At 54.5% G+C, this 18,119-nt stretch carries 20 protein-coding genes; 11 read left to right on the forward strand and 9 right to left on the reverse strand.

The annotated features are described in order from the left end of the window. Positions 1–175 precede the first annotated feature (175 nt). Positions 176–2,248, forward strand: a complete 2,073-nt coding sequence (gene paaZ / locus H5P17_RS11285; RefSeq protein WP_182822953.1) for a phenylacetic acid degradation bifunctional protein PaaZ — start codon at positions 176–178, stop codon at positions 2,246–2,248. Between the two features lie 53 nt (positions 2,249–2,301). Here paaZ and H5P17_RS11290 read toward each other — a convergent pair whose 3' ends face one another. Together H5P17_RS11290 and H5P17_RS11295 are read right to left on the reverse strand one after the other, a co-directional pair. Beyond that, entirely contained in the window at positions 2,302–3,204 is a 903-nt protein-coding gene (locus H5P17_RS11290; RefSeq protein WP_182822955.1) for a Kdo hydroxylase family protein, read from the reverse strand. Between the two features lie 336 nt (positions 3,205–3,540). Then, entirely contained in the window at positions 3,541–5,091 is a 1,551-nt protein-coding gene (locus H5P17_RS11295; protein ID WP_182822956.1) for a GGDEF domain-containing protein, read from the reverse strand. Between the two features lie 165 nt (positions 5,092–5,256). On the opposite strand from H5P17_RS11295, the gene H5P17_RS11300 reads away from it, so the two are divergent. After that, positions 5,257–5,451: a hypothetical protein gene (locus H5P17_RS11300; RefSeq protein WP_044552217.1), complete on the forward strand. Its 195-nt coding sequence runs from the start codon at positions 5,257–5,259 to the stop codon at positions 5,449–5,451. 54 nt (positions 5,452–5,505) lie between these two features. Here H5P17_RS11300 and yjdN read toward each other — a convergent pair whose 3' ends face one another. Further along, positions 5,506–5,922 carry a VOC family metalloprotein YjdN gene (gene yjdN, locus H5P17_RS11305; protein WP_182822958.1) on the reverse strand — a complete coding sequence of 139 codons (417 nt, stop codon included), beginning with the start codon at positions 5,920–5,922 and terminating at the stop codon, positions 5,506–5,508. Between the two features lie 267 nt (positions 5,923–6,189). Here yjdN and H5P17_RS11310 point away from each other — a divergent pair, with 267 nt between their 5' ends. The 4 genes from H5P17_RS11310 to H5P17_RS11325 all read left to right on the forward strand — a co-directional run bounded on the left by H5P17_RS11310 (position 6,190) and on the right by H5P17_RS11325 (position 9,171). Beyond that, positions 6,190–6,963 carry an SDR family oxidoreductase gene (locus H5P17_RS11310; RefSeq protein ID WP_044552213.1) on the forward strand — a complete coding sequence of 258 codons (774 nt, stop codon included), beginning with the start codon at positions 6,190–6,192 and terminating at the stop codon, positions 6,961–6,963. Between the two features lie 53 nt (positions 6,964–7,016). Beyond that, positions 7,017–7,919, forward strand: a complete 903-nt coding sequence (locus H5P17_RS11315) for a LysR family transcriptional regulator (RefSeq protein WP_182822960.1) — start codon at positions 7,017–7,019, stop codon at positions 7,917–7,919. 524 nt (positions 7,920–8,443) lie between these two features. Beyond that, positions 8,444–8,692: a GlsB/YeaQ/YmgE family stress response membrane protein gene (locus H5P17_RS11320; RefSeq protein WP_017893301.1), complete on the forward strand. Its 249-nt coding sequence runs from the start codon at positions 8,444–8,446 to the stop codon at positions 8,690–8,692. A 92-nt stretch (positions 8,693–8,784) separates the two neighbouring features. Continuing rightward, positions 8,785–9,171, forward strand: a complete 387-nt coding sequence (locus H5P17_RS11325; protein WP_020827585.1) for a YidB family protein — start codon at positions 8,785–8,787, stop codon at positions 9,169–9,171. Positions 9,172–9,174: 3 nt separating this feature from the next. On the opposite strand, the gene H5P17_RS11330 is transcribed toward H5P17_RS11325, so the two are convergent. Further along, complete coding sequence (locus tag H5P17_RS11330) at positions 9,175–10,107, reverse strand: LysR family transcriptional regulator (RefSeq protein WP_182822962.1); 933 nt, start codon at positions 10,105–10,107, stop codon at positions 9,175–9,177. Between the two features lie 113 nt (positions 10,108–10,220). On the opposite strand from H5P17_RS11330, the gene H5P17_RS11335 reads away from it, so the two are divergent. Both H5P17_RS11335 and H5P17_RS11340 read left to right on the forward strand, forming a co-directional pair. Beyond that, positions 10,221–11,273, forward strand: a complete 1,053-nt coding sequence (locus H5P17_RS11335; RefSeq protein WP_182822964.1) for an SDR family oxidoreductase — start codon at positions 10,221–10,223, stop codon at positions 11,271–11,273. 111 nt (positions 11,274–11,384) lie between these two features. Next, positions 11,385–12,464, forward strand: coding sequence for an endonuclease/exonuclease/phosphatase family protein (locus H5P17_RS11340; RefSeq protein WP_182822966.1), 1,080 nt, complete (start codon positions 11,385–11,387; stop codon positions 12,462–12,464). A gap of 34 nt (positions 12,465–12,498) precedes the next feature. On the opposite strand, the gene H5P17_RS11345 is transcribed toward H5P17_RS11340, so the two are convergent. From H5P17_RS11345 to H5P17_RS11360, 4 genes are all read right to left on the reverse strand, one after another. After that, entirely contained in the window at positions 12,499–13,506 is a 1,008-nt protein-coding gene (locus H5P17_RS11345; RefSeq protein WP_182822968.1) for an NAD(P)H-quinone oxidoreductase, read from the reverse strand. Between the two features lie 156 nt (positions 13,507–13,662). Next, positions 13,663–13,875 carry a hypothetical protein gene (locus H5P17_RS11350; protein WP_041415483.1) on the reverse strand — a complete coding sequence of 71 codons (213 nt, stop codon included), beginning with the start codon at positions 13,873–13,875 and terminating at the stop codon, positions 13,663–13,665. A 146-nt stretch (positions 13,876–14,021) separates the two neighbouring features. Next, complete coding sequence (locus tag H5P17_RS11355; RefSeq protein WP_169534194.1) at positions 14,022–14,138, reverse strand: FeoB-associated Cys-rich membrane protein; 117 nt, start codon at positions 14,136–14,138, stop codon at positions 14,022–14,024. A gap of 249 nt (positions 14,139–14,387) precedes the next feature. Beyond that, positions 14,388–14,756: a hypothetical protein gene (locus tag H5P17_RS11360; RefSeq protein ID WP_182822970.1), complete on the reverse strand. Its 369-nt coding sequence runs from the start codon at positions 14,754–14,756 to the stop codon at positions 14,388–14,390. Between the two features lie 153 nt (positions 14,757–14,909). Between H5P17_RS11360 and H5P17_RS11365 the strand changes: the two genes are divergently transcribed. The 3 genes from H5P17_RS11365 to dsrB all read left to right on the forward strand — a co-directional run bounded on the left by H5P17_RS11365 (position 14,910) and on the right by dsrB (position 16,819). Further along, complete coding sequence (locus H5P17_RS11365; RefSeq protein WP_182822972.1) at positions 14,910–15,773, forward strand: ion transporter; 864 nt, start codon at positions 14,910–14,912, stop codon at positions 15,771–15,773. Between the two features lie 287 nt (positions 15,774–16,060). Next, positions 16,061–16,273, forward strand: a complete 213-nt coding sequence (gene cspE, locus H5P17_RS11370) for a transcription antiterminator/RNA stability regulator CspE (RefSeq protein ID WP_004946278.1) — start codon at positions 16,061–16,063, stop codon at positions 16,271–16,273. 342 nt (positions 16,274–16,615) lie between these two features. Then, positions 16,616–16,819: a protein DsrB gene (dsrB, locus tag H5P17_RS11375; protein ID WP_044552192.1), complete on the forward strand. Its 204-nt coding sequence runs from the start codon at positions 16,616–16,618 to the stop codon at positions 16,817–16,819. Between the two features lie 233 nt (positions 16,820–17,052). Here dsrB and rcsA read toward each other — a convergent pair whose 3' ends face one another. Further along, positions 17,053–17,682, reverse strand: a complete 630-nt coding sequence (gene rcsA, locus H5P17_RS11380) for a transcriptional regulator RcsA (RefSeq protein WP_044552189.1) — start codon at positions 17,680–17,682, stop codon at positions 17,053–17,055. Positions 17,683–18,119: the final 437 nt, after the last annotated feature.

The raw sequence follows: 18,119 nt of genomic DNA on the forward strand, positions 1-18,119 counted from the left end.
ATATGTTTGTTTTTTAATAATATTAAAAATTTATTTGGGAGAGATAAACCCGAGTTTAAGCGGTTCTACCGCCTGGGTGTTTTTATTTTGTTAAATTTCAGGCTGGCGAAAACTGGACAATATGTGATACGTAATTAATCATTGTGGTGTAAATTTATGAATTCCGGAGGAGCAAATGCAGCAGCTACACAGTTATCTTTCTGGCGCCTGGGTGTATGGGCAGGGCAAAGCCCGTGAAATCCACCATGCCGTCACCGGCCAACCGCTGTATCAGGTTTGTTCCGACGGGCTACCGCTAGCCGCCAGTCTGGAATATGCGCGCAGCAAGGGCGGCAAGGCGCTGGCACAGATGACCTTCCAGCAGCGCGCGCAAATGATGAAAGCGGTGGCTAAACACCTGCTGGCAAATAAAGAAACGCTGTATGAGATTTCGTACCAGACTGGCGCGACCCGCAGTGACGGTTGGGTGGATATCGAAGGCGGTATCGCCACGCTGTTTGCCTACGCCGGGCTGGCAGGACGCGAGCTGCCGGACGATACCCTGTGGCCGGAAGACGAACTGATCCCGCTGTCCAAACAGGCGCAGTTTGCCGCCCGACACGTGCTGACCTCACGCCCTGGCGTGGCGTTGCATATCAATGCTTTTAACTTTCCCTGCTGGGGGATGCTGGAAAAACTGGCGCCCACCTGGTTGGCCGGCATGCCGGCGATCGTTAAACCGGCGACCGCCACCGCGCAGCTGACGCAGGCGATGGTCAGACTGATTATCGACAGCGGTCTGGTACCGGAGGGCGCGTTGCAGCTGGTGTGCGGCGGCGTCGGCGATATGTTTGAACATCTGGATTATCAGGATGCGGTGACCTTTACCGGCTCGGCGCAGACCGGTCAGCAGCTGCGTGCGCACCCGCGCCTGTTGCAAAAGTCGATTGCTTTCACCATGGAGGCGGATTCGCTCAACTGCTGCGTGCTGGGCGAGGACGTTACGCCGCAGATGCCTGAGTTTGCGCTGTTTATCAAAGAAGTGTGCCGCGAGATGACCGCCAAGGCCGGGCAAAAATGTACCGCAATCCGGCGGATTATTGTGCCGGCGAAACGGGTGGCAGAGGTACAGCAGGCGCTGTTGCAGCGGCTGAGTGGCGTCACGGTGGGCGATCCTAAACTGGAACAGGTGCGGATGGGGGCCCTGGTCAGCCGCGAACAGCGCGACGACGTGCAACAGAAGGTGGATTTCCTGCTGCATAACGGTTGCGAACCGCTGTGCGGAGCGCGAACGGATAACCTGGAGGTGAGGGGAGAAGATGTGCAGCAGGGGGCATTTTATCCGGCCACGCTGTTGTACTGTGCCGATCCTTTTAGCCATCAGGTGGTGCACGGTACCGAAGCATTCGGCCCGGTGGCGACGCTGATGCCCTATCAGCATACCGAACAGGCGATTGAGCTGGCGTTAATGGGCCAGGGTAGCCTGGCGGGCTCCCTGGTGACCGCCGATGAGGCGCTGGCGACGCGCTTTATTCGCGCCACCGCCTGCGCACATGGTCGGATGCTGATCCTGGATCAACAGGCGGCGGTGGAGTCCACCGGTCACGGTTCTCCGTTGCCGATGCTGGTGCACGGTGGGCCGGGACGAGCCGGTGGTGGGGAGGAACTGGGGGGGCTGCGTGCGGTAAAACACTACATGCAACGCACCGCCATTCAGGGCAGTCCGGCCATGCTGGCGGCGATCGGCCGTGAGTGGGTTCGCGGTGCGACGGTGGTTGAAGAACCGGTACATCCGTTCCGCAAATACTTCGAGCAACTGCGGCTGGGCGAAAGCCTGCTGACGGCGCGGCGGACCGTGACCGAGGCCGACATCGTCAATTTTGCCTGCCTGAGTGGCGACCACTTCTATGCCCATATGGACAAGATCGGCGCGGCCGAATCGCTGTTTGGCGAGCGGGTTGCGCACGGCTACTTTGTGGTTTCTGCTGCCGCCGGGCTGTTTGTCGATCCGGGCGTCGGACCGGTGATTGCCAACTACGGCATGGAGAACCTGCGCTTTATCGAGCCGGTGAAGATTGGCGATACCCTTCAGGTGCGGCTGACCTGCAAAAAGAAAATCCGCAAGCCGCAGAAAACGGCAGAGGATCGTCCGCACGGCGTGGTGGTGTGGGATGTTCAGGTGCTCAACCAGCATCAGCAGGCGGTGGCGCTGTACAGTATCCTGACGTTGGTGGCGCGACAGGAAGGGGACTTCGGCCCGGCGACCTGAAGGCTGCCACGACGGCCAACTGCGGAGCTTTTGCCGCAGTTGGCGAAATTGGATTAAAGCAAAGGCCGATGCAGCAGCGTTTCCAGCACCTTCAGCGGTGATTGCTGCGGGTTTTTCATCGCGGCGACGGGCAACAGGAAGGTTTGTTCCAGCATAAACTGGCCCGCCATCGCTGCGTGTGGCGTTTGATCGGAGAAGCAGATCCAACTGCTGCCCGGCGGCAAGTCGAGCGCCAGTTGAGGGCCTTGCTGCTGATAGTGCTGGTCGGCTTTCATCGCATCATGCAGTTGCAGCATCAGGTGGTCGTAATGGCTGCGGCGCCGTTTGGTGATGCCGACCTTGTGCTGCAGCCAGCTGTTCAGCGGTGAATAGCGGCCCAGGCGCGGCATAAAGCGTTGCGCCAGTTGAGGAAAGGGTTCGCCGATGCGCCATTGGCGAAGTTCGCCATTGGGGTTGATGTTGGTGAAGATGCGCAGAATGCGCTCACCATAGTTCGGGCGTGACGGGAAGGCATCGACGTGCAGCCGGCTGTCGTCCTTGCGCCATGAGCTGGTCTCGCGCCAGGCCGCAACCGGATGCAGGCGCAGGGTGTTGACCGGCGAATGCAAGGCTTGTTGGTAGTGGGGGAGCAGGGTGGCAACCAGTTGCAGACAGGTCTGGTAATAGCGTGACAGCAACGTTTCCACCTGTGGCTGTTGCGCGGCTATCGCCACGCCGGATAATTTGCTCGTTTCTGGCCAGTAGCTGATGTTTTTACGTTTTGTATCGACCAGCGCGGGATCCAGCAGCGCCATTTCACCGGCTAACATCGGAAACGCCAGTTCAGGCAAAAACACGATTTTACCTTGCTCAAGTGCCTCGACGGCAGAGGGGGAAAAGGGCGCTGGGGCGCTATCCCACCGTTGCTGTGGCAACGTCATTAACACCTGTTCAGGCGTAAGATTATCCGCGCGCATAATATCTCCTTGCGATGGGGGGATACTTTAATTGTTTTTTATTTGAAAGGGATTTATAACCAGCGGGAATTATTGTTGGGCGAAATTAATTGGTTACTGCAGCTGGGTTTAATAATCGTAGCATCATTAAAATGCACCAAACAGTAAACAGACATTAAACGGCCGTGCTAATCGCACGAATGGATAAAAATAGATTTAACCGGCGTTAATAAATTTCTTACTAAAACCAGAGTGAAGATTTAAATTAAATTCAGTGGATGATCAGAGGGTTGGTTTTTATTTCCCTTGCGGAAAAATAAATTCAGGGGCCGTCTCTGGATGAGACGGCCCAATAGGTCAGGCGGGGTAAATGCGGTTTTTTCCCTGGGCTTTGGCTTGATACAGGGCGCTGTCGGCCTGATTAATAAAGCCGATTGGCGTGTCGTTATACATATGCGGCACTTTGGCGAAGATGCCAATACTGATGGTGACAATACCGTGAGGGTTACCCGTATGCGGTATTTTCAGCTCACGTACCGCTTCAATCACCCGTTCGGCGAAAATCAGTGCGCCCTGAGTGTCGGTATCCGGCAGAATAATGGCCATTTCCTCACCGCCATAGCGGGCCATAATATCGTTGCTGCGGCAGGCCAACCCTTTGAGCGTTTGTCCGATCTGTTGCAGGCACTGGTCGCCGGCTACGTGACCATAGATGTCGTTATATTGTTTGAAGCAGTCGATATCCAGCATCAGCAACGCCACGCTGCGGTAATTGCGTGAGGCGCGCATCAGTTCGTTCTTAAGGGCGATATCAAACTGACGGCGGTTGGCCAGGCCGGTTAACCCGTCCAGCAACGCCAACTCTTCCAACGTTCGGTTGATGGTGGTGAGCTGATCGCGGGTGCGCATCAGTTCGGCTTCGGTGCGCACGCTGTGGTTGATCTGGCGCATCAGCACCAGCCCCATCGCCAGCAGGATGATCAACAGCGTAGCGCCGCCCAGGGCAAACACGCCGGTATCATTACGCCAGTCGGACAGGACATCTGCCTTCGACAAGCCGGCGGCAATCACCAACGGGTAGCGATTCACCCGCGAATAACCGTAAATGCGCTCGACTTTGTCGTAGCGTGAAACAATGGTGGCATTGCCGAATTCGGAGTGCGGCAGAATTTCACGGAACAGCACGCCCTCAGAGATATTCTTGCCGATCGCCGCAATGGAATAAGGGCGGCGGTAGAGAATGGTGCCGTCTGCCAATAGCAGGTTGAGCGAGGCGTCGCTGTTGAGGGCAAAGGTGTCGTAAAATTGGCGGAAATAATCGACATACAGCGTGGCTAACACCACCCCGGCAAAGCTGCCGTCCGGGTGATTGAGGCGACGCGAGACCGGAATGATCAAATCACCGGTAGAACGACTGCGTACCACCTTGCCGATGTAAATCGCATTGCTGTTATGACTGAGGTGAAACTTAAAATATTCGCGATCGGCATTGTTGGCGTTTTGTATGAACCTGCCTGATGAGGTGACGATCCAATTCCCCTCCGCATCGTATACGAACAGGCCATGCAACTGGGGCAGGTTGCCAACCTGCGTTTGCATGACTTTCTGCAGCCGCAACAACGGCAATTGGCCCAGCCCATCGGTTTGAATGCGTTCGGTGAGATCCGACAGCGTGCTGTCGGTTTGCATAAAGGTGTCATCGGCGTGTTGCGCTAGGGAACGTGCCAGATTGGCCGATTCATATTCGGCGCTCTGCAAATCGCGCTGGTGCGAATTCCAAATCTGCCAACCGTTAAACAGGATCAGCGTGACGGCAACGATGACGACAAATACGCCGGCCTGAAAGAGTAACGGGGAATTCTTACCGTTGCGTGGCCGTTCGGCATCCTGCGGTTGCTGCTGTATCATGTCACCCTTGCTATAAAGTCTTTTAATCGAGATAAGAACAATCTTACATCTTATTCGTTAATCACGCCGACCACTACTCCCTTAACATCAAAAATGCATGAGCCACCCCAGCGGAGTGTTACAATTCGCCGCAAAACTGGCATAGAAAATACAGGGTTCGCGTACATGTCTGACTACATCATTATTACTTTGCTGACGCTGGTGGTTTATTACCCGGTGACCCTGGGTGTGCTGGCGCTAATGATGATTTTTGCCTGGCGGCAGCGTAAATCGCCTTACTGGCGTTTGGGACTGGTGTTGTTGACGGTGCTGTTTGTGCTGTTCGCCATGGCGGCTTATGACTGGTATCACTACCGTTGACCCTGGCACCGGGGTATCCGCTGTCGGTGGCGGACACCCTGACGGGATAACCGGTTATTCAACGTTAATCATCCAATTGACCCCGAACTGGTCGGTCAGCATGCCAAAACCCTTGGCCCAGAAGGTGGCCTGGTAAGGCATGGTGACCTGGCCGCCCTGCGCCAGTTTCTCGAACAATGCTCGGCCTTGCTCCACGTCGCTGGGGTTTAGCGACAGGGCGAATCCCTTATGCGAAGCTTCGCCGCCATCCTCGGGACACCCATCGGAGGCCATCAGCGCCGTTTCGCCGATCAGTAGACGGGCATGCATGATGGACTCTGGGTTGACGTCCTGCGGACCGCCTTGCCTGGCCTCCTCGGGCATATCTTTGTAGCGCATAATCATTTCGATCCTGGCGCCCAACTGCTGCTGGTAGAAGTTGATCGCCTGCTCGCAGTTACCGTTAAAAAAGAGATAGGGTTGAATCAACATGACATTGACCTCTGTTGTGGCCCGTCAGGCGTTTTGCATCCCACGGGCGAGGGGAAATAGTTTCTGATTGTGACTATTGCTGCCGGGAACTTACAAGTGTAGTGCGATTTACGCCGAATGCCCGGCGGGCGATCACGCTGTGGAAATTAACGCCCCGATCGTTGCTATTGACCGAAAAAGCGGGATGGTTCATCCCAATTTGGACAGATTATCTGAGCGGTCACTGTTTCTATACTCGTTGCAACCTTCACTAACGGAGTCACTGTAATGAGCAAGCAATCTTTGAATGGAAAAGTGGTGTTGATCGCCGGTGGCGCCAAGAACCTGGGGGGCCTGGTGGCGCGGGATTTGGCCGCTAACGGTGCGGCGGCCGTGGTGGTGCACTACAACAGCGACGCCACTCGTGCCGCCGCGGAGGAAACCTTGCAGGCGGTTAAGGCGACGGGGGCTCAGGCGATTGCGGTACAGGGCGATCTCACCCAGCCGGGTAACGTGGCGCTGCTGTTTGAGGAAGCCGTCAAGGCGTTCGGCAAGGTGGATATCGCCATCAATACCGCCGGTCTGGTGATCAAAAAACCGATTGCCGAAGTGACCGAAGCCGATTACGACAGCAGTTTCGACATCAATGCCAAAGCGGCATTTTTCTTTATCCAGCAGGCAGGCAAACATTTGGCCGATAACGGCCGAATTGTGACCATCGTCAGCTCGCTGCTGGCGGCCTATACGCCGTTTTATGCGGTCTATCCGGGCAGCAAGGCGCCGGTGGAACACTTTACCCGCGCGGCTTCCAAGGAGTTTGGCGAACGCGGCATCAGCGTGAACGCCATCGGTCCGGGGCCAATGGATACGCCGTTCTTCTACGGCCAGGAAAGCAAGGAAGCGGTGGAGTACCACAGCGGTGCCGCCGCGCTGAGCAAGTTCTCGAAAACCGGTCTGACCGACATCGAGGACATTGCGCCGATCGTCAAGTTTTTGGTCACCGACGGCTGGTGGATCACCGGGCAGACGCTGTTTGCCAACGGTGGCTATACTACCCGTTAACCTCAATTCTGCTGCGGCCCGGGCCGCAGCCTGTTTATCAGGATGCACAGCCGGTGGATAAAATAGGGAGATTACGGGTTTTTATCCAGGTTGCGGAGGTGGGCAGTTTTATCCGCGCTTCACAAATCCTGTTGATGCCAAAAACCACGGTTTCTGCGGCGATACAACAACTGGAACACGAAATGGGCGCCCGCCTGTTTCACCGCACCACTCGCCGGGTGCAGTTGACCAGCGACGGCGAGCTGTTGCTCGAAAAAGCGCGCAGCCTGTTGTTCGACGTTCAAACACTGGAAGGCCTGTTTCATCGGCAAAACGGCCCGATCGACGGTCGTTTGACGGTCGATGTGCCCAGTCGTATAGCCCGGCGAATGATCGTGCCGGCGCTGCCGGACTTCTTTGTGCAGTACCCCGACATTCAACTGTTTCTCAGCGCCAGCGACCGTTCGATCGATTTGATCCAAGAGGGGATCGACTGCGTGGTACGCGTCGGCAGTCTCAGCGACAGTAGTCTGGTCAGCCAGCCGCTGGGACGATTAAGCATGATCAACTGCGCCAGCCCGGGCTATTTGCGACGTTACGGCAACCCGGAGAATCCTGAGCAGTTGGCGGGGCACTGGGGCGTAGGCTACGCGCAGCCGACTTTGGCCGGGGCAGATACCTGGCTTTGGCAGCGAGGCGATCAGCGCATGGAAAAAACCTTGCGAAGCCGGGTCACGGTAAACAATGCGGAAAATTATATTGGATGCTGTCTGGCGGGGTTGGGGATGATTCAGATACCGCGCTTTGATGTTCAGCACTATCTGGACAACGGCAGCTTGTCTGAGGTTATGCCGCAGGCCCGGCCACCGGCGATGGGCATTGCGTTGCTTTATCCTCACCGCCGCCAACGCTCGGCGCGTTTAACCGCTTTTGCCGAGTGGTTCAGCCACCTGATCAAGCCCTTTTGCGAAAATTGAGGCCCGGCAGCCAATGGGATTTTTATCCAAACGGAACGCTATTTGTTATTGGTTTTCAGCTGGTTAAACTTGCTGACAAAACAAGACACATTTAAAACCAGCCGAAAAGTGACAAAGCGCGTGTAACATTACTGGAACAACAAGGCGGCAGAACCGTCCCAGGCGGCAGCCAGCGCATAGATTGCAGCCAGTATCAGCAGAAACGGTGTGTTGGTCATGGTCTGTCCCCTGCAGCAGTATTCACCTGCTGTTATAGCGCCGCGCAATGACAGTTTGATGAATGTGGGTGATTTTTGAACAGGTAAATTCAGACAGACGGAAATGGGTAAACTGCTGATATTTGTCTATAGTAACAGTGTGAAGATGCGTGTTTATCAAGATTCACCCTGCATCGCGCTGCCGTTAACGGTCAGCACAGGGCAACAGGATTGTGGTTGTGAAAGTGTCGTCAGGGTTGGATCAGGCGCCGACTCGGGCCTGAAAACAGAGTTTCTTTTAGGCAAAAAGTAATAGGGAGAGTAAAAATGGGCATCATTTCCTGGATCATTTTTGGGTTAATCGCCGGTATCTTGGCTAAATGGATTATGCCGGGCAAAGACGGCGGCGGCTTTATCGTAACCGTTATCCTGGGGATCATCGGTGCGGTTGTCGGCGGCTATATCAGTACCTTCTTCGGTATGGGCCGCGTTGATGGCTTCAACCTGGGCAGCTTTGTTGTCGCGGTCATCGGTGCCCTGGTGGTGCTTTTTGTCTACAGAAAGATCAGAAACTGATCGGTTGCTGAACAACAGGGTCGCTGCGGCGACCCTTTTTCGTTAAATCACAGCGGTCGGGCGGCAGTGCCGACGACCGGAAGGGGAATACCATGGGTCTGTTTGATAGCGTATTGGGCAACATTCTGGGCGGTGCCAACGGTAAGGGCATCGATTACGTCGCCATTATGCAATGGGTTGAGCAGCAGGGTGGCCTGCAGGCGATTCTGGACAAGTTCCGTCAGGGTCAATTCGGCGATGTGGTCGGCTCATGGCTAGGCAACGGTGAAAACCAGCAGATTAGCGGCGATCACGTGCAGCAGGCGCTGGGCAGCGATGCCATCAACCAGCTGGCGGAAAAGCTGGGGATCGATCCGGCTCAGGCTTCAGCCACCATTGCACAGTTCCTGCCAACGGTAGCTGACGCTGCCTCACCAAATGGCGAAGTGCAGTCGAACAGCAACGAACTGGGCGACATGGTCGGTAAACTGTTCAAATAAACTTTATGCCCCCGGCGCCTTGTCGGGGGCTTTGTTCACCCTGATCCCCTCAATATTCCCCAACGCCGCCAGCAAATAATCTACCCAGGCCCGCACTTTGCCGGGAATAAACCGCGCAGCGGGGTAAACCGCATGCAGCGCCATCGGCGGATAATGCCAGGCCGGTAACACCGGGACCAGGCTGCCGTTGGCCAGTTGCCGACCAATCAACGGACGCTGTGCTCCGCCAATACCCAATCCTGCTTCGATGGCCGCCAGCAGCGAAAAGGTATTGTTGGCGCGAAAGACCGGGCGCAGGTTCACCACCTCGGCACCCTGAGGGCCAATTAAGGTCAGCGCATCGCCGTCACTCAAGCCGCTGTAGCGGATATGCGGATGCTTCGCCAGCTCTGCGGGAGTTTGCGGTTCGCCCTGCGCCGCCAGATAGGCCGGGGAAGCCACTAAAATACGCTGTAACTCCCCCAACCGGCGCGCAACCGTGCCCGGCGTATTCAGTTCGCCAAAACGGATCGCCACGTCGATACCTTCACCGATCACGTCTGCCCGGCGATCGTCGAGCAACAGTTCGATATTCAATTCCGGATGCTGTTGCTGAAAAGCTATCGCCAGCGGTGTCAGGTGCTGTTGACCGAAGCCTGTCGGGGCATGGATGCGCAAGGGACCCTGTAGCCGCTGCTGAACGCCATGCAGCGCTTCCTCAGCTTCGCCCACTGCCGCCAGAATCGGTTTGATTTGCCGATAATAACCCCCGCCGGCGTCGGTCAGCGTGACGGAGCGGGTACTGCGAAACAGCAGCTGCACGCCCAGTTGTTGTTCCAGACCGGCAATCTGCTGGCTGACGGCCGGCTGCGTCAGGCCCAGATCGCGGGCGGCTGCCGAGAGGCTACCCAGTTCTGCGACCCGCAGGAAAGTCTTCATGGCGTTCAACTTGTCCATCAGCCCTCCAGTTATAGGTTTTACTTATAAGTGTTAGTAACAGTACGCCTCTACCGCAAGCTTTGCTAATCACTCACAGTGAAGGCCTCAAACAAAAGCGAGTGGGGTGAGCTATGCAAAATGAAAAACTGGCGGTGGTAGTCGGGGCTAACGGCGTGATTGGCGGCAAGCTGATTGAAGAACTGGAACGGCAAGGTTGGCAGGTGGTTGGCCTGTCACGACGCGGGGGCGTCGACCGGCCGCAAGTGCGCTATGTGGCGGTCGATCTGTTGGATGCTCAGGCGACGCGCAATGCCTTGCGCCCGCTAACCGAGGTCAGCCATATTTTATATGCCGCTTATCAGGATGCGCCGGACTGGGCGGGGTTGGTTGCCCCCAATCTGGCGATGTTGGCCAATGTGGTGGAGGCGCTGGAGCCGATAGCGCAAGGGTTGGAGCACATCAGCCTGATGCAGGGCTATAAAGTTTACGGCGCCCATCTGGGGCCGTTCAAAACGCCCGCGCGGGAAAGCGATGCCGGGCACATGCCGCCGGAATTCAACCTTGAACAGCAGAGCTATCTTGAAAAACGCCAACAGGGCAAAAGTTGGCGCTGGAGCGCGATCCGGCCCAGCGTGGTGGGGGGCTTCTCGCTCGGCAATCCGATGAACCTGGCCCTGACTATCGCGGTCTATGCCTCCATCAGCAAGTCTCTGGGACAGCCGCTGCGATTCCCCGGCAAACCGGGGGCTTATCACAGCCTGCTGGAAATGACCGACGCGGGTCTGCTGGCGCGTGCTACGCTCTGGGCCGCGACAGATCCGGCGGCGGCCAATCAGGCGTTTAATATCAACAATGGCGATCTGTTTCGCTGGAGTGAGATGTGGCCGAAAATTGCCGGCTACTTTGGGCTGGAGGTGGCACCGCCGCTGCCCATGCCGCTGACGTCGGTGATGGCAGACAAAAGCGAGTTGTGGCAGGCGCTGGCGCAGCAGCATGGTTTGGCCGAGGCGGATTACCGCGCGGTGGCGAGCTGGCGCTTCGCCGACTTTGTTTTCTCGTGGGATTACGACATGTTTGCCGACGGCAGCAAGGCGCGCCGCTTTGGCTTTCATCAGTTTGTCGACACCGAAGCGATGCTGTTTGCGCTGTTTGACGAATTTCGGCGTCGCAAGATTATTCCTTAAGCCGGCTGGCGGGGAGACGGTTTTTTATGGCAATCTTTGGCTGCCGCCAGAGATGGCAGCCAAGAGGCCGTCACCCCGACAGGCCAGGCCGATGAGAATGAGGAAATAAACGTGACAGGGATTACCGCCATACTGACGCTTTTGCTGGCGCTGGTGACCATTGCGCCACTTTCAAAGCATGCAGCCTGGTGGATTCGGGTGTGGGATTTTCCCCGCCTGCAGATACTGGCGCTTTCGCTCCTGGTGCTGTTGCTTAACCTGCTGTTTGTGCCGCTGTCGCCTTGGGTGTGGGGCATGATGGCGCTGAACCTGGCCTGTGTGCTTTACCAGGCCGCCTGGATTTACCCCTATACCCGGCTGAGCAAACCGCAGGTGCTGGACTTTACCGGCTATCAAAAAAAGCCGCGTATCCGTATTCTGGTGTCCAATGTGTTAACGCCCAATCGTCAGGCGGACAAGCTGCTGGCGCTGGTGGCGGCCGAACGTCCCGACGTGCTGGTGGCGGTGGAAACCGACCGCTGGTGGGAACAGCAGCTCTCGGTGCTGGAGCAGGACTATCCCCATACGTTAAAATGCCCGCTGGATAATCTGTACGGCATGCACGTCTATTCAAGGCTGAAGCTCAGCGATGCGCAGATACAGTATTTGGTCGATGAACAGATCCCGTCGATGCACATGATGGTGCATTTGCCGCATGGACCGCAGGTGCGCCTGCACTGCGTTCACCCGATGCCACCGAGTCCGACTGAAAACGAGGAATCGGAAGACCGCGATGCCGAGCTGGTGATGGTCGGTAAAAGCGCGGCCAAATCGGAATTCCCGGTGATCGTGACCGGCGATCTGAACGATGTGGCCTGGTCGACCACCACCCGCTTGTTCCTTAAAGTCAGCGGTCTGTTGGATCCTCGCCGCGGCCGTGGCATGTTCAGCACCTTTCATGCCGGTTACCCGTTCCTGCGTTGGCCATTGGATCACGTGTTCCACAGCGATGATTTCGTGCTCGGATCGCTGCGTCGGTTGACCAGCGTCGGTTCAGATCACTTCCCTATTATGGTGGAACTGGTGTACTCGCCGAAGCAGGGGGCGCAGCAGGAAAGCCTGGAGAAAGACGGTGAAGATGAGGCGCTGGCGCAGGAAAAGCTAGACAATACCGACTCAGCGCCGGAAGACGTACATACGCCAGGCAGTTGAAACAGTCCCCGCAGCATCGGCTGCGGGGCTTAGCTTAGAGGGTCAGCATGATCTTGCCGATGTGCTGGCTCGACTCCATCAACGCATGGGCTTCGGCCGCTTGCTCCAGCGGGTAGGTTTTGAAGATCTGCGGTTTTAACGCGCCGCGATCCAGCAATGGCCAAACCTTTTGCAGCAAATCGGCGGCAATACCCGCTTTGTCTTCAACGCTTCGCGAACGCAACGTGGAACCGGTGTGGGTCAAACGTTTGATCAGCAGCGGCATCAGATTTAACTCCTTCACTACGCCATTCTGAGTGCCGATTTGCACAATGCGGCCATCCATCGCTGCCGCCTGGTAGTTTTTCGCCACATAGTCGCCGGCGATCAAATCGACAATCACGTCCGCCCCTTTGCCGTTAGTGGCATGTCGGGTCTGCTCGACAAAATCCTCGTCGCGGTAGTTGATCGACACATCAGCCCCCAGGGCCAGGCTGGCCTGACGCTTTTCCTCCGAACCAACGGTGGTGATCACATGGGCGCAGAAGGCTTTCGCCAACAGGGTGGCGACGGTACCAATGCCGGAAGTGCCGCCGTGGATCAAAACGGTTTCGCCGGCCTTCAGGTTGCCGCGCTGGAACACATTGACCCAAACGGTAAAGAAGGTTTCGGGGATGGCCGCGGCCTCGACCAGGCTAAACCCTTTGGGCACCGGCAGCGCATTGCTTTCATGCACCTTGCAGTATTCGGCATAGCCGCCACCGGCAATCAGGGCGCACACGCTGTCGCCAACGGCATACTTTTGCACGCCGACGCCGGTGGCGACCACCACCCCGGCGATTTCCAGACCCGGGATATCCGATGCGCCGGGAGGCGGTGCGTATTGGCCGCGGCGTTGCAACACGTCAGGACGGTTAACCCCGGCGGCGGCGACCTTCACCAGGATCTCCCCTTGTTGCAGGGACGGCAGCGGTCGTTGTGCGACAACCAAAACTTCCGGTTCGCCGGGCTGGCTGATCTCAATGGCTTTCATGGTGCTGGGCAGTTGCGGGTTGGCAGACATGACGATTCTCCTTGGTTGGCATTCAGGCGCAGTGACCCATGTAGGTAACCACCTGCCGTAATTGATGATTTATCTTACTGAAATGCTAAGGAGAGAGTGTAGCTCACAGGGCGATTTTTTCGGGGAAGGGGGCGCCGCCGCAAGGGCGGCATAACATCAGTCATTTGGCGGGATGCGAAAACCTTTTAGCGAGACGATAAAGTGCTCTTTCCCTTTGGAGATTTTGGCGCCTCTATCACACCACAGGCTGGCAAGCTGGAAAAAATCATCGCTGTCGATGTCATAGGCCAGTTCGATTTTTTTCGCCGTACCGTAGCGGATCAGCTTTTCGGCTTCCTGGTGGTTTGTTGCTTTAATCATGGTGGTCATAACGAAATCCTTGGTGTTGAGCCAGTGCGGATAATCGCCAACCATGATATGGCTATATTGTGACAATTTTGTGATAAAAAAATGACAGGGCGCAGTTATGTGGCCTGAGGCACAGCGCCGATGTCGTGCCTCAGACCACCTTGGCGTCAACGATCGTGCGGACGCAGCAAAGTACTTTTCTTCTGTGATTTAAAGTGTTTATACAGTGCGAAACCTGCGATGCCGGCCAACACTGCCAGCAAAGATAAATATTCAGTCGCCATCTGGCCAACCTCCGATAAAGCGTGGCTTGAGAGCGGCTATTTGTGACAGTTATCACGTTATGCCGCAATGAGACCATTCTGTAAGGGGGTAACGGACGGATATTCAGACATAAAAAAAGCGCCTATAGGGAGGCGCATAAAAAATTGCAACACAGCTTGTTGTGTCCAGCACCAGGAGGAGTGGTGAACAGGAAGCCATTGTATGAAGTGCGCGCTGGCGCAGATATAGGGATAACTCTTAAAGCGCGGTTACCACTGATAACCCATGCTCACGCGGTAGTCCGGATCCTCATTGGTGGAGTAGGGATCGGATTGGCGACGGCGATCGGTTTTTTTCACGGGGCCGTTAAGCGCCGAATAGGATTTGTCGCGCGGGCGGCTGCAGCCGGGATGGTCACATTCCAGATCAACACGGAAACCGGCTTTATCTTCTGATTCTGACCAGACCACCGGTGCCTTGGCGCTTTTCGCCTCGGGACCCAGTGCGGCTTTGGGTTCGGGCGCGGGTTTGATGCTGGGCTCAGGTGCCTTGTAGGAAAGATCCAGCGCCTGGGCTGGGGCGCTCAATATCAACAATGTGGTGCAGCAAAATGCTGCCAGCGTATGCCCTCTAAGCATGGTCAATCTCCCTTTATAGTTACGCTGCGCAACTATAAAACAGTCAGACGAGAATTACTATCATTTGTAGCCTCTGAGGGCCGTCGCCAGAGTTGGCGGCGTTCAGGTTCAGGTCTAGTATATGAGCAACTTCCCGTTATAAGACATTGGACTATGACCACTGACACTGCGACGCTCAGTTTACGCCAGCGCAGCTATCGGCTGCTGTTCGACAACCATTCGCGCATCGGCCGCAGGATGGAGACCTTTTGGGTCGGTACCGCGCTGCTGAGCGTGATTTTGTTGTTCCTCGAACCGGGGGGCAGTGCCCTGTACGCGCCCGGTCGGCAGGCCATTTATCTGTTCTTTTGGGCGGAGGTGGTGTTTACCTTCATTTTTACTCTCGAGTATCTGTTGCGCCTGTGGAGTACGCCGCGTGAGCAGCACTATGCCCTGAGCTTTTTCGGCATTGTCGATTTGTTGACGGTACTGCCGCTGTACATCATCTGGTTGTTCCCGCATATGACGGTGGAATTCGTGATGCTGCTGCGCGTCCTGAGGATACTGCGGGTATTGCGGGTGCTGAAATTGCTGCGTTACATGAGCGAGATGGGCATGATTTGGCGCAGTATCAAGCTGGCGCGTCACAAATTGGCGATGTTCTTTGGCTTTGTCGCCGTGGTGTTGTGCGTGTTTGGCGGCCTGATGTATGCGATTGAGGGGGGCAGTGGGGGCTTTACCAGCCTGGCGGCCGCGATCTATTGGGCGGTGGTGACGCTGACCACCGTGGGTTACGGTGATATCGTCCCCCATACTCCGTTAGGCCGGTTATTGACCTCAGTGTTAATCCTGGTGGGCTATTCAATCATCGCGGTGCCGACCGGCATTCTGACGGCCTACATGTCGCAAGAGTTGCAGCGAAGTCGTAAAAGGCGAAATTGTGAACAATGTCAAAGAGGTGGCCATGAGACTGAGGCAATTTTTTGTCAGTATTGCGGTAGCCGATTACCGCCTTTGACGGGTAAAACCGGCCATTAATGACTAAAAAATAAGCAAATTGGGTTAAATCCTGTGCATTTGGCCCCGTTTCCACAGAGGGGCAAACAAAAAGAGTTGCTATTAAAGGCCCATCATGAGTTAATGCTTCTCGGCCTGTGGTACAGACCTATTTATGCACGACATTTTGAGTAAAGTAGTTCAAATTTAAAGCGTTATCCTAGATAGCACTTCACTGACGAATTTCCTTTCTAGTGCCTCCATAAGTAACTGATGACCGGCTATATCTTGCCCATGGTGGCTTACATTTAATATTGAAGGAATTAGACATGTCTAACATGATCAAAGGTCAAGTGAAGTGGTTCAACGAGTCTAAAGGTTTTGGTTTCATCACTCCAGCAGACGGCAGCAAAGACGTGTTCGTACACTTCTCTGCTATCCAGGATCAAGGCTTCAAGACCCTGGCTGAAGGCCAGAACGTACAGTTCTCTATCGAGAACGGTGCTAAAGGTCCGTCAGCGGCTAACGTTACCGCTATCTAATCGGCTCTTTTGCTGATTAACAAAAACCCGCCAAGGCGGGTTTTTTTGTGCCTGTAATTTGGCGCAGGCAAAAAAAAGCCCGCAAGTCAGCGGGCAAAAGTTCCTTGTTACTTCTTCATTTGCGGATACTTCTCTGGGGGGAAGTACCAGCAAACAGACTAACCGTTGTGCGCTTAAGATTCTGCGGACAAAACGTTAAGAAAGTGAAAAGCTGAGGGGCTGGTCGACTGCTACGCTTTAGTGAGAACTGCATAGCTGGGGCGCGAATTCCATGTCGGCGCGGTATTTTTCTCACCTCATTTTGTAATACACTGACATCAATGAGAAATGATGGGGTACGGCATGAAAGTGAACGATCTGGTCACCGTAAAGACGGATGGCATACAGCGGCGTGAAGGGGTGATCCTGGCGGTAGAGGAGTTTAATGAAGGGATTATGTATCTGGTCTCTTTGCCGGACTATCCTGCCGGCGTCTGGTTCTTCAACGAAATTGACAGCCGTGATGGGACCTTTGTTGAGCTCAGGCAGACGGAATCCAAGCCATAGCCTGATACCGAGCCAAATACTTTTCTGACGCATTAATTTAATCTGCAAGACTTCCGCAGGGGGATTATTCCGGAGGGGGAAGAATAGTCTGTTTTTTAATGCGGGAATACCCGTCGCGGCCGAGAGCATCGTCGCGAGCAGGTATTTAGGTTATTTAAATGCGTGGTTTCCAGCAGGACACTCTGAAAGACATTTAAAACCAACGTTTGCAGAGTAAGCGACAAACCTTTTACCTAGCGGCTATTGACGAATATCCCACTGGTTAAGGTGTCGGTTAAACGAACAACATGGTAAATAATCTGCTTGTTGTGCGTTTTAATTTTTCTTTTGATATTTCCCTTATGGGAAGAGACGGTTTTGGCCTTAATTTGCATCTGGTCGGAGATCTGGATAGTTCCCTGGCCCGACATCCACATACGCAACATGTTTGACTCAGTTTGGCTAAGGGTAACCGGAGTCTGGTCAAACGAGGTTTTTTCGGTACGAGGCGCTTTTCTCTCCAGATAGTGACTAAGTAGTTGATTCATAGTCTCTGGTTTGATGGATTTTGACGAGATGATGACATTTTTACGAACATATAAATAATCGTCGAAATGTACGTTGGTGATGGCCATAAAGATGAAGAATAAGGTGTCAGGGTGCAGTGAAATCACCCCCTTTATACGTTCCGTAGCGTTAGCTTCGTGTATAAAGCAGTCTTCATTGATAAATACCAGGCTGGGTTTCAACTTGCTGCATTTTTCATGCAGATCGTCGATATCATTGATGGCATTAATCTGGCGTTTTTTTACTCCGTGTGTTGTCAGGTAGTCTGTCAAACCTAATCTGGTATAGCTGCATGAATCCATAATGATCGTTGGCATATCTCACCCCCACTTAAATCCGTTTTACCGCGGTAACAAAAAGAAAAAGCCTGAAGCCTTAAAGGCAAAAAAAAAGCACAAAAAATTCACTTAGAAGCAGTGTTCTATCAATAAACACGGCTGTACTCAACGATATTTTATTACTAAACTAATTAACACTGTGAACCTATAAGTTTAGCTTAAGTCAGAATAATCTGCTGGCGCAGGAATTGCTGTGGGGTAACGCCAATTTGTGCTTGAACCGCGTGCCTGCTGCTCTTTTTATCATTGATTCAACCCATCATGTCACGAAACGAAATTTTAGATTGCTAGGAAAATTCTTAAAAAAAATTCATGTGTTGTTTTTTTAACATTTTTTAGCTTGTTTATTGAGCTTTAGGAATACCCTCTGATTTGTATGATTTTATTTTTAATAATATTATCATAATGTTATATGT

The organism is Serratia sp. OS31, assembly GCF_014164835.1.
GTDB classification, from domain to species: Bacteria; Pseudomonadota; Gammaproteobacteria; order Enterobacterales; family Enterobacteriaceae; genus Serratia; species Serratia liquefaciens_A.